A 13796-nucleotide genomic window follows, 5' to 3' on the forward strand; every position below is an offset into this window, starting at 1 on the left:
ACATTCCCATGAGCACATTGAATGACGAATTTCCTCAGATCGAAGGCTTGCGGTACCTGAACCACGCAGCGGTCGCACCCTGGCCACGCCGAGCCGCCGATGCGGTAACCGCCTTCGCCCAACAAAACATAACGCTGGGCGCGCGCGACTATCCGCAATGGCTTGCGGTCGAAACCAGCCTGCGCGGTCGTCTGGCCAGGTTGCTCAACGCTCCGTCATCGACTGATATCGCGTTGGTCAAGAACACTTCCGAGGCGCTTTCGTTCGTCGCATTCGGTCTGGACTGGAAAGCAGGTGACCAGATCGTTATCAGTGACGAAGAGTTCCCGTCTAACCGCGTGGTCTGGGAGGCATTGAGACCTCTGGGCGTCGAGGTGCTACAGGTCAACCTGAAGGGCGACGATCCTGAGGCTGACCTGTTGGCCGCCTGCGGTCCGAAGGTACGCCTGATGGCGATCAGCGCCGTGCAGTACGCCAGCGGATTGCGGCTTGACTTGCCGCGCCTTGGCGAAGGCTGCGAACAACGCGGGGTCCTGTTCTGTATCGATGCGATCCAACAGCTGGGAGCCCTACCGTTCGACGTTCAGCGATACCGCTGCGCCTTCGCTATGGCCGATGGACACAAATGGCTTCTGGGCCCCGAAGGGCTCGGCGTCTTTTACTGCCGCAGCGATCTGCGCGCCAATCTGAAACTTCATGAATACGGCTGGCACATGCTCGAACACGCTGGCGACTACGAGCGCAGCGATTGGCAGCCAGCCCGCAGCGCACGTCGCTTCGAATGCGGCAGTCCGAACCTGCTGGGGGCCATGGCGCTGGACGCCAGTCTGTCTCTGCTCGAAGAAGTCGGTATGAATGAAGTGGGCTTGGCGTTAGCAGAACGCATCGACCATTTGCAGCACGAGCTCTCAGCCATGCTTGGCGTCGAGCTGCTGAGTCCTGCCGATCCGGCAAGGCGCGCCGGCATCATGACGTTCAGAATCGATGGTTGGGGCAATCAAGCGTTGTTCGAACGCCTAAAGACGGAGCAGATCGTCTGTGCGCTTCGTGGCGGAGGGATACGGCTTTCGCCACACTTCTACACGCGCCCGGAGGTCATCGAGCAGTCGCTGGCAGTGATTCGTGGCCTGCTCGCAAAGTGAGCGCAATCAAGGTACAGGCAGCTATTCCAAATCCGTTTAAGAACGGTATCAATCGCGCCTGCAAAGTTGCCGATCAGGGCCAATACTTCAAGCACTGGCCGCGCAATCCCCCAATGCTCGGCCAGCTGAGGGAGCGAGGAACGTGACCTCATACTCCTAATGGTCTTGACCCGGCTCCTTTTGAGGCCGGGTTTTTTTTGACTAGTCAGTTGAACGGCTTTCTTCAGCCATGCCTGGCGCGGCGACTGGCAAGCCGAAGCTGAAAGCAGACCCAGATGAACAGCGCCCAGAATGGAATGGCGATAATCGACGTACGGAGCCCCGGCATCGAGAGCATGATGGCTGCGATCAGAGCCACGAACGCCAGACAAAGGTAATTGCTGAACGGGTACCAGAACGCCCTGAACGAAGGTTGGACGCCCTGCTCCGTCATCGCCTTGCGGAATTTTAGATGGGCAAGACTGATCATCGCCCAGTTGATCAGCAGCGCCGCAACCACAAGCGACATCAACAGTTCGAGCGCATTCTGAGGGAGCAAGTAGTTCACCAATACGCAGAGCATGGTCACTGCCGCCGAGAAGGCGATCGCCAGCACCGGCACCCCACGACGATTCACAGTCATTAATACTTTTGGCGCATCCCCCTGCTCGGCCAGACCATAGAGCATCCGGCTGTTGCAGTAGACACCGCTGTTGTAGACCGACAGCGCCGCTGTCAACACGACGAAATTGAGGATATGCGCAGCGGTATCGCTACCTATCAGCGAGAAAATCTGCACGAAGGGGCTACTGCTGTAAGGATCGCCAGCTGCCCCCAACGTTTCCAGCAGACTGTCCCAGGGATACAGCGCCAGTAGCACACTTAGCGCTCCGATGTAGAAAATCAAGATTCGGTAGACAACCTGGTTGATGGCCCTGGGAATGACGGTCTTCGGGTCCGATGCTTCTGCAGCGGTGATCCCGACCAGCTCGAGCCCGCCGAAGGAAAACATGATGATCGCCAGCGCCATGACCATCCCGCTGATGCCATTGGGAAAGAACCCTCCATGGCTCCACAGGTTGCTGAAGCTGGCCTGCTCACCACCCGTACCGCTCAGCAATAGGTAGAGTCCCAGCGCAATCATGCCGATGATGGCGCCGACCTTGATGATCGCGAACCAGAACTCGGTTTCACCGAAGGCCTTTACGTTTACCAAGTTGATGAGGTTGATCAGCACAAAGAATGCCGCCGCGGTGGCCCAGGTCGGCACTTCCGGCCACCAAAACTGCACGTATTTGCCGACCGCGGTTAGCTCAGCCATCCCCACCAAGACATAGAGCACCCAGTAATTCCAGCCCGAGAGAAAGCCAGCGTAGGGTGCCCAGTACTTATGCGCAAAGTGGCTGAAGGACCCGGCAACCGGCTCCTCGACGATCATCTCGCCCAGCTGCCGCATGATCAGAAAGGCGATCAATCCAGCGATGGCGTAGCCGAGAATCATCGACGGACCGGCACTGCGAAGCACGCCTGCCGAACCCAGAAAAAGCCCCGTGCCGATAGCGCCGCCAAGCGCGATGAGCTGGATGTGCCGGTTTTTTAGGCCGCGCTGAAGCGGCCCGGTATGCAGCGAATCGCTGGACATGGCGTCACCTTGTTGGTCTGTGACGAGAAACGGCGCGGCCCGTGATGAGTGGAGCTACGGAGCCAAGCGGAACCATCGTGCCCGCATGCCGACTATGGGCATGCGCACCGAAGCGGCGCGAATTGTACACGGCATCAGAGATAGAGAGATTCAAACAAGCGCATCGCTTCGACTGATAGGCGTCAGTCAGCCCCGAACTCGAGCCAAGGGAAACAACCGCTTGAAGTTGCTCGTGGTCTGCTCGGCCAGGACATCGAAATCGACGCCACGCAACTGCGCGAGAAACTCTGCAACCTCGCGAACGTACTGCGGAAGGTTCGGTTTACCACGGTAGGGAATCGGAGCCAGATAAGGCGAGTCCGTCTCAACCAGCAAGCGATCCGCGGGAACGCGGCGAGCGACGTCGCGAAGTGCATCGGCATTTCGGAAGGTGACGATCCCGGACAGCGAGATATAGAACCCAAGGTCCAGCGCGGCCTTCGCCATCTCCCAGTCCTCCGTGAAGCAGTGCAGTACACCAGCCTGCGGCAACGCCGCTTCGCCAAGCAGATCCAGTGTGTCGGCGCGGGCAGCACGGGTGTGAACGATCACCGGCTTACCGCTCGCCTTCGCCGCGTCCAGGTGAAGACGAAAGGATTGTCGCTGGAGAGCAGCGGCTTCCGGCTCGTAGTGATAATCCAGTCCGGTCTCGCCGATGGCCACGACATGAGGGTGCTCCAGTTCGTGCAGCAGCCATTCAAGCGCGGGCTCCGCACCCGGCTCGAGGTCCAGCGGATGTACACCGACCGAGCAGTCGACATCGTCGTAATGCTCTGCCAAAGCCTTTACAGTCGCCGTATTGTCGGCACTGACGCCAATGCAGAGGAAGTGGCCAACGCCACGCTCACGCGCAGCGACTAGGGCCGCATCAAGAGAGCCTTGATGCGCAGTGAGATCGAGACGATCGAGATGACAGTGGGAATCTACCAGCATTGAACACGCTACTCATCGAGCCATGACCGGCGTGCATTGTAGAAGAAAAGAAGCTGCAAGCGATCAGAGAGGGCTGCGCTGGAGCTCGCTTACATCGTATGTGTCGGTCGGTCGGACTTCATCGCGCCGGCCAGATAGGTTTCGATCTTGTTACGGGCGGTTGAATCACCCTCGTTGAATTGCACGCCGATACCGGCTGCCCGGTTGCCCTGCGCACCCTTGGGTGTAATCCACACGACCTTACCGGCGACGGGAATCTTTTCCGGCTCGTCCATCAAACTCAGCAGCATGAATACTTCGTCGCCGAGCTTGTAAGATTTGTTGGTGGGGATGAACAGCCCGCCATGCTTGATGAATGGCATGAACGCGGCATAGAGCACCGACTTGTCCTTGATCGTCAGAGACAGAATGCCGTTACGCGGACCAAGGTTTGCAGGCAGACTCATGCGGTATTCCCTAACGACTATTCCAAGGATTCTAGCTTGGCCCGGACAAGCTTGCCCACTGCACTAAGAGCGCTTCGAGAAGCAAGACACGGTTGAGGTTGGCTTTACCTAGCACTTTCTGTCGATGGGCCAATAGCCAGTCCTGCAATGCTAGCAGCTTGTTGGGTGCGGTTTTCTGCGCCAGGTACTGAATGACCTTCTGCATATCGGCGGCGCCAAGCTCTTCCTCATCGCCGGTCATCTGAAAACGCAGAATCAGGTGGGCCCATTCACAGAACCAGTCGAACAACAGGATCAGCGATAGCGGGTTCCAGGCTTCGGCCAACTGACTGGGCGATTGTTGCCGTTTGAGCAGCTTCTTCACCCCATCTACCACCTGCACACGCATCTCAAGGACGCCTACAGCGTGCAGTTTGAGCGCCGCTAGGGGCGAATCCGCCGCAAGCGTCAACAGCTCCTCGCGCTGCGCCGCCGACAGCTCCGGAAGCTTGCCTGCAAGCCAATCCAGGCTTTGCTGACGGACCGGCAAGGGGCAGCTCTGCTGTACGCAGCGACTTTTGATCGTCGGCAGCAATCGACTGGGCTGATGACTGATCAACAGCAACACGGTATTGCCTGCTGGTTCTTCGAGACTCTTGAGGAGCGCATTGGCAGCGTTGAGATTCATCGCCTCGGCCGGTTCGAGCAGCACCACCTTACGTCCGCCGAGCTGCGCGGTCTGGCTAACGAATCCGACCAGTTGGCGGACCTGATCGACACGAATCGCCTTGTCAGCTTCCTCCGGTTCCAGAATGTAATGATCGGGATGGGTTTGAGCGGCAAGCAGCATGCAGCTCTTGCACTGCCCACAGGCGCCGCTCGGCGCCGGCTGTTGACACAGCAAGAGTGCCATCAGGCGTTCGGCCAGTGCGCGCTTGCCGATGCCGGCCGGGCCGTGCAATAGGTAAGCGTGGGCATGTTGCTGGCGGCCTGCGAGCAAGCGCCACAGATCGGCCTGCCACGGAAGGATGCCGTCAGCCACGGGCACGCTCGAACAGCTCAGGCAACAGCGCGTCCAGATCCTGCTGCACTGCGGATAATGGCTGCCCCGCATCGATCACGCGATAGCGTTGCGGAGCCTGGCGGGCGCGGTCGAGATAAGCGCTACGCACGGCCTCGAAGAACTCCAGCCCTTCCTGCTCGAACCGATCGAGACGCCCACGCGCTGCGGCGCGGCTCAACCCAACCTCCACAGGCAGATCGAAGATCAGCGTCAGGTCCGGACGCATATCGCCCTGCACGAAATACTCGAGCTGCTCGATGCGCTGAACCGACTGACCACGCCCTCCGCCTTGATAGGCATAGGTGGCATCGGTGAACCGATCACATAGCACGATGGCGCCCCGCGCCAGCGCAGGTCGAATGACTTGAGCCAGATGCTGCGCTCGCGCCGCGAACATCAGCAGCAACTCCGTGTCGCTGGACATGCGCTCATCCGCAGGCGTCAAAAGGAGGTCCCGGATTCGCTCGGCCAGCGGCGTCCCGCCGGGTTCTCGGGTCAGCACGACATCGAGGCCACGCTCGCGAAGACACTGAGCGAGATAGTCACGGTTGGTGCTCTTGCCCGCACCTTCCGGCCCTTCCAGGGTAATAAAGAGTCCTGTCACTGGTTAGTCTCGGTCGGTGCCGGAGCTTGCTGCGGCGGTGGACTGGAGCGATAGTCGGCGCGGCGCTTGAGCTGATATTCACGCACCGCACGGTTGTGCTCGCTCAACGACTCGCTGAAAACATGGCTGCCGTCGCCACGCGCGACAAAATATAGACTTTTGCCGTCTACCGGATGCAACGCAGCATGAATGGCCTCGCGCCCGACCATCGCAATCGGCGTAGGCGGCAGCCCGCTGTTGGTATAGGTGTTATAAGGCGTCGGCCTACGTAGATCGTTACGGGTAATCCGACCTTTGTATCGCTCGCCCATACCGTAGATGACGGTAGGATCGGTCTGCAGCAACATACCCCGTTCCAGCCTGCGCACGAAGACACCGGCAATCTCGCCGCGCTCCGATGGCACACCGGTTTCCTTTTCGATGATCGAAGCCATGATCAATGCTTCGTACGGATCCTGATAAGGTAAACCTTCGCTGCGCTGCTGCCACTCTTGCGCCAGAACGGTTTCCAGGCGCGTAAAGGCCCGCTTAAGCAAATCGAGGTCGGTTACGCCACGGGTGAAACTGTAGGTATCGGGGAAGAAGCGCCCTTCAGGATGCAGACCGGGATGGCCGAGCCGCTCCATGACTTCGTCATCGGACAGACCTGTGATCGTTTGTTGGATCGTAGGCATCGTCTCCAGCGCCACGCGAACCTGGCGGAAGCTCCAACCCTCGACGATCGTCATGGCGTATTGAACAACCTCGCCGCGCTGCCACAGTCCGATCATGTCGCGCGCGGTCATCGCTGGTTGCAATCGATACTCCCCGCTGTGCAATGTTTGCCCAGAGAGATTCAGCCGCCAGTACAGCCTCAGCCAGAACGAGTCGCTCAGCGTTCCCTCTCGCTCCAACCTCTGGAACAAGCCACTGGGCGTATCACCGGATCGGACCTCCAGCGTGTGCGCCTCGCTGAGCTGCAACGGCTGCTCCAACGCGGCGTGGAGTTTCCAGGCAGCCAGGCCGAGCGCCAGCGCGGCGACCAGCACAGCGCCCAGAAATGCGAAAGTCAGTTTTCGAATCACGTATTACTCGACAGATCATCAACCAGGCGTTGAAGTTTACGTGTGAGCGGACCTACCGGCCAGACGCTCGCTTCCAACTGCCGCACCGGCCAGATGCTATACAGGCTGTTGCACACGAAGACTTCGTCGGCACCGAGCAGTCGCTCGAGCGAGAGATCGCAGATTTGGTAGGGCATTCCGGCCTGTCGCGCTCGATCGAGAATCTCTTCACGCATCACGCCAGCCACGCCACACCGCTCGAGCGATGGCGTCAGCAGTACGCCGGTTTCAACGATGAACAGGTTACTGAAGACAGCCTCGACGATACGTCCAGAGGTATCGCGCATCAATCCTTCGGCGAAAGCTGGGTCATGCCATTCGGCGCGCGCCAGTACCTGCTCCAGGCGATTCAGATGTTTCAGCCCAGCGAGAGCAGGCTGCTCGGCAAGACGCGTTTTACAAGGATACAGGCGCACGCCCACCGTAGAGTGTTCAGGCGCGTAGGCTGGCAGCGGCGCGCCCGTCAGCACTGTCCGGGGCCGACAGGCTAACGGCGGACCATAGCCCCGCTGACCATCGCCGCGCGTCAGAATCAGCTTGACTACACCCGTCTCCAGCACGGCGCTGAACGCCATGATCTGCGAACGCAGAGCATCTACATCAAAAGGGATAGCGAAACGCTGGCAACCGAGACCGAGGCGATTCAGATGACGATCGAGCATCTCCGGTCGCCCGTTCACTACCTTTATGGTTTCGAACAGGCCGTCACCGTATGCGAATCCGCGATCATGAACGGGCAGCCCATTGGCAGGCTGTCCGTCTACCCAGCTCAATGTCACTCGGCGAACCGGCGGAAAACCAGAGAACCGTTGGTGCCACCGAACCCAAAGGAGTTGGAAACAGCGATATCGATCGCTCTCTGCTTCGCTTCGTGAGGTACGAAATCCAGGTCGCAGCCGTCATCGGGCTCGTCGAGGTTGATGGTTGGCGGCGCAACCTGGTCGCGAAGGGCGAGCACGCTGAAAATCGCCTCGACAGCACCCGCGGCACCCAGCAAATGACCGACCATCGATTTCGTCGAGCTGACCGAAAGTCCATAAGCATGGCCGCCGAACACGGTTTTGATCGCAGCGGCTTCGGCCTTGTCGCCGGCCGGCGTGGAAGTGCCGTGAGCGTTGATGTAATCCACCTGAGCCGCATCGATCCGGGCATCCTGAATAGCGTTGCGGATGCAGCGAGCAGCACCAGCGCCATCATCCGGCGGCGAGGTCATGTGGAAGGCATCGGCGCTCATACCGAAACCGATCAGCTCGGCGTAGATCTTCGCGCCGCGTGCCTTGGCATGTTCGAGTTCTTCCAGCACCAGTGCGCCGGCGCCGTCGGACAATACGAAGCCATCACGGTCCTTGTCCCATGGTCGACTGGCTGCGGCCGGATCATCGTTGCGAGTGGACAGCGCGCGCGCTGCGGCGAATCCGCCGATGCCGAGACCGCTGGTGGCCATTTCCGAGCCGCCGGCAACCATGACATCGGCTTCGCCGTAAGCGATATTGCGTGCAGCCATGCCAATGCAATGCGAACCGGTAGTGCAAGCCGTGGCGATCGCATAATTGGGCCCCTGCAGACCCAAATGGATCGACAGGAAACCCGAAACCATATTGATGATCGAGCCAGGCACGAAAAACGGGGAAATTCGTCGCGGACCTTGTTCGAACAAGGCCTTGCAGCTGTTTTCGATATTGGTCAGGCCGCCGATTCCCGAGCCCATGGCAACGCCGATGCGCTCACGGTTGGCATCGGTAACTTCCAGTCCGGAATCACGTACAGCTTGAAAGCTGGCTGCCAAACCGTACTGGATGAACAGGTCGAGCTTGCGCGCTTCTTTTGCAGGCAGATACTGTTCGACATCGAAGTTCTTGACCGATCCACCAAAACGCGTGGAATAGGCAGAAAGGTCCATATGTTCTATTGGGCCGATGCCACTGCGGCCGGCGAGAATCCCCTGCCAGCTGCTTGGCACATCGTTACCCAGCGGTGATAGCATCCCCATCCCGGTGATTACGACGCGTCTACGCGACACAGCAATTCTCCTTACGTCTATATTTGGCTCGCTCCGCTCTTCAACGTTCGCAACGGACGGAAAACGAACCATCAGGCATCGCACAGGTGCACGACCAGCCGATTTTAACTATCTCAAACAAAAGCCGCACTGCCCCGTTCAGAGGCAGTGCGGCTTACTGGTTCGAAGCAGGATTACAACTTACTGCGCGTGGGCGTTGATGTAGTCGATAGCTTCTTGAACAGTGGTGATCTTCTCGGCTTGCTCGTCCGGGATTTCGGTCTCGAATTCCTCTTCCAGAGCCATGACCAGCTCAACGGTATCAAGGGAGTCGGCACCCAGGTCTTCGACGAAGGAAGCGCTGTTGGTGACTTCCTCTTCCTTGACGCCAAGCTGCTCGGCAACGATTTTCTTGACGCGTTCTTCGATGGTGCTCATACCTTGTTTTCACTCCTATGGAAAAATCAGGCAGCTGATCTGCGCGGTAGTGTATAGAAAGCGTTTTCCGCATTTCAAGCTGAAAGCGGGCAAGCATGAACCTGCTTTCAACCTTCTGTCTATAAGCCAACCGCAGTTTTATAACGAAACGAATCAGCCGTTATGACTGCATGCATGCGTTGGACGTCACATTAGCTCATGTACATGCCGCCATTCACCGGAACCGTGGCCCCGGTAACGTAGGCAGCACCGTCAGAAGCAAGGAAGGCGACGACCTTGGCAATCTCTTCCGCCTGCCCAAGGCGACCCAACGGGATCTGCCCCAGCAAAGCGTCACGCTGAGCCTCTGGCAGCTCACGCGTCATGTCTGTATCGATGAAACCTGGCGCCACGGCATTGACCGTGATACCACGCGAGCCAACCTCACGAGCCAGCGCGCGACTGAAACCCTCGAGCCCGGCCTTGGCCGCGGCGTAGTTTACCTGTCCGGCGTTACCCATCGCACCTACTACGGAACCAATACTGATGATCCGTCCCCAGCGCGCCTTGGTCATACCGCGCAAAACCCCCTTGGTCAGGCGATAGAGACTGCTGAGATTCGTATCGATGACATCGTGCCATTCATCGTCTTTCATTCGCAGCATCAGATTGTCACGAGTAATGCCGGCGTTGTTAACCAGGATGGCCGGCTGACCAAGATGCTGCTGGATGTGCTCCAGCGTGGCCGCTACCGACTCGTCACGGGAAACATCCAGCACCAGACCGGCACCTTCGATACCGTTCTCCTTGAGCGTCTCGGCGATGCGCTCAGCTCCGGCAGAAGAAGTCGCCGTGCCGATCACGATGGCGCCCTGACGACCAAGCTCCAACGCGATGGCCTGACCAATACCACGACTGGCGCCCGTTACCAGAGCAACCTTGCCTTGCAGATTCATAGATGTCTCCTTGTTCAGACCAGAGCGCCACGAGCGGCGGCAAAGGCCTCCGGGGTGTCCAGATTATAAGTGTTGATGCCTTTTACGCACCGCTTGTTGAGACCGGAGAGCACCTTGCCCGGGCCGCATTCGACCAACTCGGTCACGCCCTGCGCATTCAACGCAACAACGGTCTCGACCCAGCGAACGGGACTGTAGAGCTGGGCCAGTAGATCACGCTTGAGCGTATCGAGATCCGAAACGACCGCCGCGCTGACATTCTGGACCAATGGAATCTCCGGAGCCCGCCAGGCCGCCCCAGTGACGGAATCGGCAAAACGCTCTGCTGCCGGACGCATCAAGTCGCAATGCGACGGCACGCTGACCGGCAATGGCATCGCTCGCTTGGCGCCTTTGGTCTTGCAGGCGTCAATCGCACGCTCGACAGCCGCGGCGCTGCCGGCGATCACGACCTGGCCCGGCGCATTGAAATTGACCGCACTAACGACCTCGCCCTGCGCAGCTTCGCTGCAAGCCGCCAGGACATCCGCGTCTTCCAGTCCAAGTATCGCCGCCATACCACCGGTGCCGGCCGGAACAGCTTGCTGCATGAGCTGACCACGCAGCTCGACGAGTTTCACCGCATCAGAGAAGGGTAAACTACCTGCCGCGACCAACGCTGAATATTCGCCAAGGCTGTGCCCGGCGACGAATGCCGGCTTCGCGCCGCCTTCAGCCAACCACAAGCGCCACAGGGCAATCGAGGCAGTGAGAATGGCTGGCTGAGTCTTGTCGGTCTGATTCAGATGCTCTTCCGGGCCCTGCTGAGAAAGCGCCCAGAGGTCGTAACCAAGCACCGAAGAGGCCTCGGCAAAGGTATCGATGATCAGGGACTGCTGTGCGCCGTGCTCGGCGAGCATGCCGAGGGCCTGGGATCCCTGGCCTGGAAAGACGAATGCAAGTGATGCGGACATGAAAACGGCTCTCTTGTGGGTGTTCGTCAGAATGAATACGCCGCGGGGACGCACCGAATTTTCAGTTGGATGGCGAGCTGCCGGCAGCGGTCACATCACCAGTGCCGCTTATTGACCGATTGGTCACGAGCAGGTGCTCGAGCCGACTATGCAATTGCTCCGGCAGATTATGCTGAACGTCCCGAGCCGCGCGCAGGATCGCCGACCGGAATCCCTCCGCACCCGCACTACCGTGGCTCTTGACCACGATACCCTGAAGCCCGAGAAAGCTTGCACCGTTGTACTGCGCCGGCCGTAGATCGGCGCGCAACTGCCGCAACAATGGCAACACCAACGCACCCACCGCACGTGAAACCAACGAGCGGCGGAAAAGCGCTTCGACACGCAAGGCAACCATATGGGCCAATCCTTCGCTGGACTTGAGCAGGATATTTCCAACAAAGCCATCGCACACCGCCACGTCGGTTTCTCCACGAAACAGCCCGTCGCCCTCGATGAAGCCTCGATAGTTGATATCGCCAGCTTGCTGCAAAAGCCCAGCGGCCGCTTTGACCTGCTGGTTGCCCTTGATGTCTTCGGTGCCGACATTGAGTAACGAAACCCGCGGACGCTCAATACCGAGACTCTCTGCCGCAACCGACCCCATCACCGCGAACTGGTAAAGCTGCTCGGCAGAGCAATCCACATTCGCGCCAAGATCAAGCAACAAGCAGACACCCTCGATCGTAGGTATTGCGGCCATCATGGCCGGACGATCGACACCAGGCAGCGTTTTCAATACGTGACGAGCAAGCGCCATCAGGGCACCCGTATTGCCGGCGCTGACACAGGCCTGAGCATGACCGTCACGCACCAACTCCAGCGCAACACGCATGGAAGAGCGCGGCTTGGCACGCAACGCCTGTGTCGGGCGTTCATCCATGCCAACCACCTCTTCAGCGCTGACAATCGTCAGACGAGCGCGATCCACAGCCGGATGCCTAGCGATGATTTCTTCAAGAACGGGAGATTGGCCAACCAGGGCCAGGTGCAGCGAGGGGATTTCAGCCAAGCACTGGAGGCTAGCCGGAACAATGCAGTGGGGACCGAAGTCCCCACCCATTGCATCGATCGCTATGATCGGAGCAGACAAGATTTACTCGTCAGCGCCCTTGTCGATCACTTTACGACCACGGTAGAAACCTTCCGGGGAAACGTGGTGACGCAGGTGAACTTCACCGGTGCTCTTTTCCACGGACAGGGCGTTCGGCACGAGCGCGTCGTGCGAGCGACGCATGTCACGGGCGGAACGAGATTTTTTGTTCTGCTGAACAGCCATTGGATCAACTCCTAAACGTTTGGGTCACGCTTTAACTGAGCCAGTACGCTGAACGGGTTGGACCGCGATACCTCGTCCTCATTCGGCTCGGGCTCATCAGGCCCAACCGGCGGCTGGCAAACTTCTTGGTCATGGAGTGGAACAATCGGAAGAGCAAGCAGAAGCTCCTCTTCAACCAGCGCCAGCAGATCCAACGGATCTTCTCCCACTTCCAGCACGTCATAGCCCTTAGGCAGGTGCTGACTGCTCGCGCCTTCATTCACCACGGCGTAGACGCATTCGCTGTGAATAGGCAGAACAACCGGCTCCAGACAACGCTGGCAAATCATCGTGACCTCAACATCCAGCGCACTGCGAATCACCACTGTGTGCTGCTCGTCGCGCCCGAAATCTAAACTGGCGCGCACCACACCCTTGTCATCCTCGAGAGGATCGACGAGACGCTTCAGCTCCGACAATTGCAGCTCACCCTTTAAAGTGGCCGCTCGGTCAGCGAGCTTGCGCGGTTCAACGTGCGGTGGTATTGGTCCTTTCAACATAAGCGCGGCATTCTAGGGATGCACCCCTCGACTGTCAAAGGAATTCAATCCCACAATCGAGCGTAGCCGACCGGCAACCAGACACCATATAAAGGAAGAAAAATGCGCCGCTTGCTTCTCGCCTCCAGCTCGCCCTATCGACGCGAACTGCTTTCACGATTGCGGCTGACTTTCGACTGCAGCGCCCCGCAAGTAGATGAAACCGCACACCCAGGCGAGCTACCCGAACATCTGGTATGCCGATTGGCCAGTGAAAAGGCTCGAGCCTTGGCAGCCACCCACCCGGATCATTTGATCATCGGCTCCGACCAAGTCGCCGTCTTGGGACAACGAATCCTAGGCAAACCTCACACATTCGAACGAGCAAAGCAGCAACTGCGAGCCTGCAGCGGCAAAAGCGTAAGCTTTTTGACAGGACTGGCACTACTGGACAGCCGAAGCGGAGCCATCCAGGTCGACTGCACGCCGTTTACGGTGCACTTTAGAGAGCTCAACGATCAGCAGATCGAGCGCTACCTGCAAGCCGAACAGCCCTTTGACTGCGCGGGCAGCTTCAAGGCTGAAGGACTGGGGGTTAGCCTGTTCCAAGCCATGGAAGGCCTCGATGCCACGAGCCTGATCGGGCTCCCGCTGATTCGATTGGTCGACATGCTCAATAACGCTGGAATAGAGGTGCCCTAACAG

General features: G+C 59.0%; 16 protein-coding genes. 2 read left to right on the top strand and 14 right to left on the bottom strand.

Annotated elements, in window-relative coordinates:
- Positions 1 to 8: 8 nt before the first annotated feature.
- The gene (locus tag NA645_RS01395; RefSeq protein ID WP_256047158.1) at positions 9 to 1142 is read left to right on the top strand and encodes an aminotransferase class V-fold PLP-dependent enzyme; all 1134 of its coding nucleotides are present in this window, start codon (positions 9 to 11) and stop codon (positions 1140 to 1142) included.
- Positions 1143 to 1365: 223 nt separating this feature from the next.
- Here NA645_RS01395 and NA645_RS01400 read toward each other — a convergent pair whose 3' ends face one another.
- The 14 genes from NA645_RS01400 to NA645_RS01465 all read right to left on the bottom strand — a co-directional run bounded on the left by NA645_RS01400 (position 1366) and on the right by NA645_RS01465 (position 13112).
- Entirely contained in the window at positions 1366 to 2763 is a 1398-nt protein-coding gene (locus tag NA645_RS01400) for an amino acid permease (protein WP_256047159.1), read from the bottom strand.
- A gap of 186 nt (positions 2764 to 2949) precedes the next feature.
- Positions 2950 to 3735 (bottom strand): TatD family hydrolase, encoded by a 786-nt coding sequence (locus NA645_RS01405; RefSeq protein WP_256047160.1) that lies wholly within the window; start codon positions 3733 to 3735, stop codon positions 2950 to 2952.
- Between the two features lie 89 nt (positions 3736 to 3824).
- Positions 3825 to 4181, bottom strand: a complete 357-nt coding sequence (locus tag NA645_RS01410; RefSeq protein WP_131650066.1) for a PilZ domain-containing protein — start codon at positions 4179 to 4181, stop codon at positions 3825 to 3827.
- 31 nt (positions 4182 to 4212) lie between these two features.
- Entirely contained in the window at positions 4213 to 5202 is a 990-nt protein-coding gene (locus tag NA645_RS01415; protein WP_256047161.1) for a DNA polymerase III subunit delta', read from the bottom strand.
- A complete protein-coding gene (gene tmk / locus NA645_RS01420) occupies positions 5195 to 5827 on the bottom strand; it encodes a dTMP kinase (protein ID WP_256047162.1) in 633 nt (210 codons plus the stop codon). The genes NA645_RS01415 and tmk overlap by 8 nt, the downstream gene beginning before the upstream one ends.
- Positions 5824 to 6891, bottom strand: coding sequence for an endolytic transglycosylase MltG (mltG, locus tag NA645_RS01425; protein WP_256047163.1), 1068 nt, complete (start codon positions 6889 to 6891; stop codon positions 5824 to 5826). Before mltG ends, tmk begins: the two co-directional genes overlap by 4 nt.
- The gene (gene pabC, locus NA645_RS01430) at positions 6888 to 7703 is read right to left on the bottom strand and encodes an aminodeoxychorismate lyase (protein WP_256047164.1); all 816 of its coding nucleotides are present in this window, start codon (positions 7701 to 7703) and stop codon (positions 6888 to 6890) included. The genes mltG and pabC overlap by 4 nt, the downstream gene beginning before the upstream one ends.
- Positions 7704 to 7705: 2 nt before the next feature.
- Positions 7706 to 8950 (bottom strand): beta-ketoacyl-ACP synthase II, encoded by a 1245-nt coding sequence (fabF, locus tag NA645_RS01435; protein WP_256047165.1) that lies wholly within the window; start codon positions 8948 to 8950, stop codon positions 7706 to 7708.
- 180 nt (positions 8951 to 9130) lie between these two features.
- Positions 9131 to 9367, bottom strand: coding sequence for an acyl carrier protein (gene acpP / locus NA645_RS01440; RefSeq protein ID WP_003283670.1), 237 nt, complete (start codon positions 9365 to 9367; stop codon positions 9131 to 9133).
- 191 nt (positions 9368 to 9558) lie between these two features.
- On the bottom strand, positions 9559 to 10302 hold the full coding sequence (gene fabG / locus NA645_RS01445; protein WP_256047166.1) for a 3-oxoacyl-ACP reductase FabG: 744 nt from the start codon (positions 10300 to 10302) through the stop codon (positions 9559 to 9561).
- A 14-nt stretch (positions 10303 to 10316) separates the two neighbouring features.
- Positions 10317 to 11255 carry an ACP S-malonyltransferase gene (gene fabD, locus NA645_RS01450; RefSeq protein ID WP_256047167.1) on the bottom strand — a complete coding sequence of 313 codons (939 nt, stop codon included), beginning with the start codon at positions 11253 to 11255 and terminating at the stop codon, positions 10317 to 10319.
- Between the two features lie 61 nt (positions 11256 to 11316).
- Positions 11317 to 12387: a phosphate acyltransferase PlsX gene (gene plsX, locus NA645_RS01455; RefSeq protein ID WP_256047168.1), complete on the bottom strand. Its 1071-nt coding sequence runs from the start codon at positions 12385 to 12387 to the stop codon at positions 11317 to 11319.
- Between the two features lie 3 nt (positions 12388 to 12390).
- Complete coding sequence (rpmF, locus tag NA645_RS01460; protein ID WP_037021568.1) at positions 12391 to 12573, bottom strand: 50S ribosomal protein L32; 183 nt, start codon at positions 12571 to 12573, stop codon at positions 12391 to 12393.
- Positions 12574 to 12584: 11 nt separating this feature from the next.
- Positions 12585 to 13112, bottom strand: a complete 528-nt coding sequence (locus NA645_RS01465; RefSeq protein ID WP_256047169.1) for a YceD family protein — start codon at positions 13110 to 13112, stop codon at positions 12585 to 12587.
- 102 nt (positions 13113 to 13214) lie between these two features.
- On the opposite strand from NA645_RS01465, the gene NA645_RS01470 reads away from it, so the two are divergent.
- The gene (locus NA645_RS01470; RefSeq protein WP_256047170.1) at positions 13215 to 13793 is read left to right on the top strand and encodes a Maf family protein; all 579 of its coding nucleotides are present in this window, start codon (positions 13215 to 13217) and stop codon (positions 13791 to 13793) included.
- Positions 13794 to 13796 lie beyond the last annotated feature (3 nt).

Source organism: Stutzerimonas stutzeri, assembly GCF_024448955.1.
In the GTDB taxonomy this organism is placed as follows: Bacteria; Pseudomonadota; Gammaproteobacteria; order Pseudomonadales; family Pseudomonadaceae; genus Stutzerimonas; species Stutzerimonas stutzeri_AQ.

Excerpts from the sequence above, each read along its gene's own strand:
- NA645_RS01395 (WP_256047158.1), top strand. The coding sequence starts at position 9 with ATGAGCACATTGAATGACGAATTTCCTCAGATCGAAGGCTTGCGGTAC.
- NA645_RS01400 (WP_256047159.1), bottom strand. The coding sequence starts at position 2,763 with ATGTCCAGCGATTCGCTGCATACCGGGCCGCTTCAGCGCGGCCTAAAA.
- NA645_RS01405 (WP_256047160.1), bottom strand. The coding sequence starts at position 3,735 with ATGCTGGTAGATTCCCACTGTCATCTCGATCGTCTCGATCTCACTGCG.
- NA645_RS01410 (WP_131650066.1), bottom strand. The coding sequence starts at position 4,181 with ATGAGTCTGCCTGCAAACCTTGGTCCGCGTAACGGCATTCTGTCTCTG.
- acpP (WP_003283670.1), bottom strand. The coding sequence starts at position 9,367 with ATGAGCACCATCGAAGAACGCGTCAAGAAAATCGTTGCCGAGCAGCTT.
- fabG (WP_256047166.1), bottom strand. The coding sequence starts at position 10,302 with ATGAATCTGCAAGGCAAGGTTGCTCTGGTAACGGGCGCCAGTCGTGGT.
- fabD (WP_256047167.1), bottom strand. The coding sequence starts at position 11,255 with ATGTCCGCATCACTTGCATTCGTCTTTCCAGGCCAGGGATCCCAGGCC.
- rpmF (WP_037021568.1), bottom strand. The coding sequence starts at position 12,573 with ATGGCTGTTCAGCAGAACAAAAAATCTCGTTCCGCCCGTGACATGCGT.
- NA645_RS01465 (WP_256047169.1), bottom strand. The coding sequence starts at position 13,112 with ATGTTGAAAGGACCAATACCACCGCACGTTGAACCGCGCAAGCTCGCT.
- NA645_RS01470 (WP_256047170.1), top strand. The coding sequence starts at position 13,215 with ATGCGCCGCTTGCTTCTCGCCTCCAGCTCGCCCTATCGACGCGAACTG.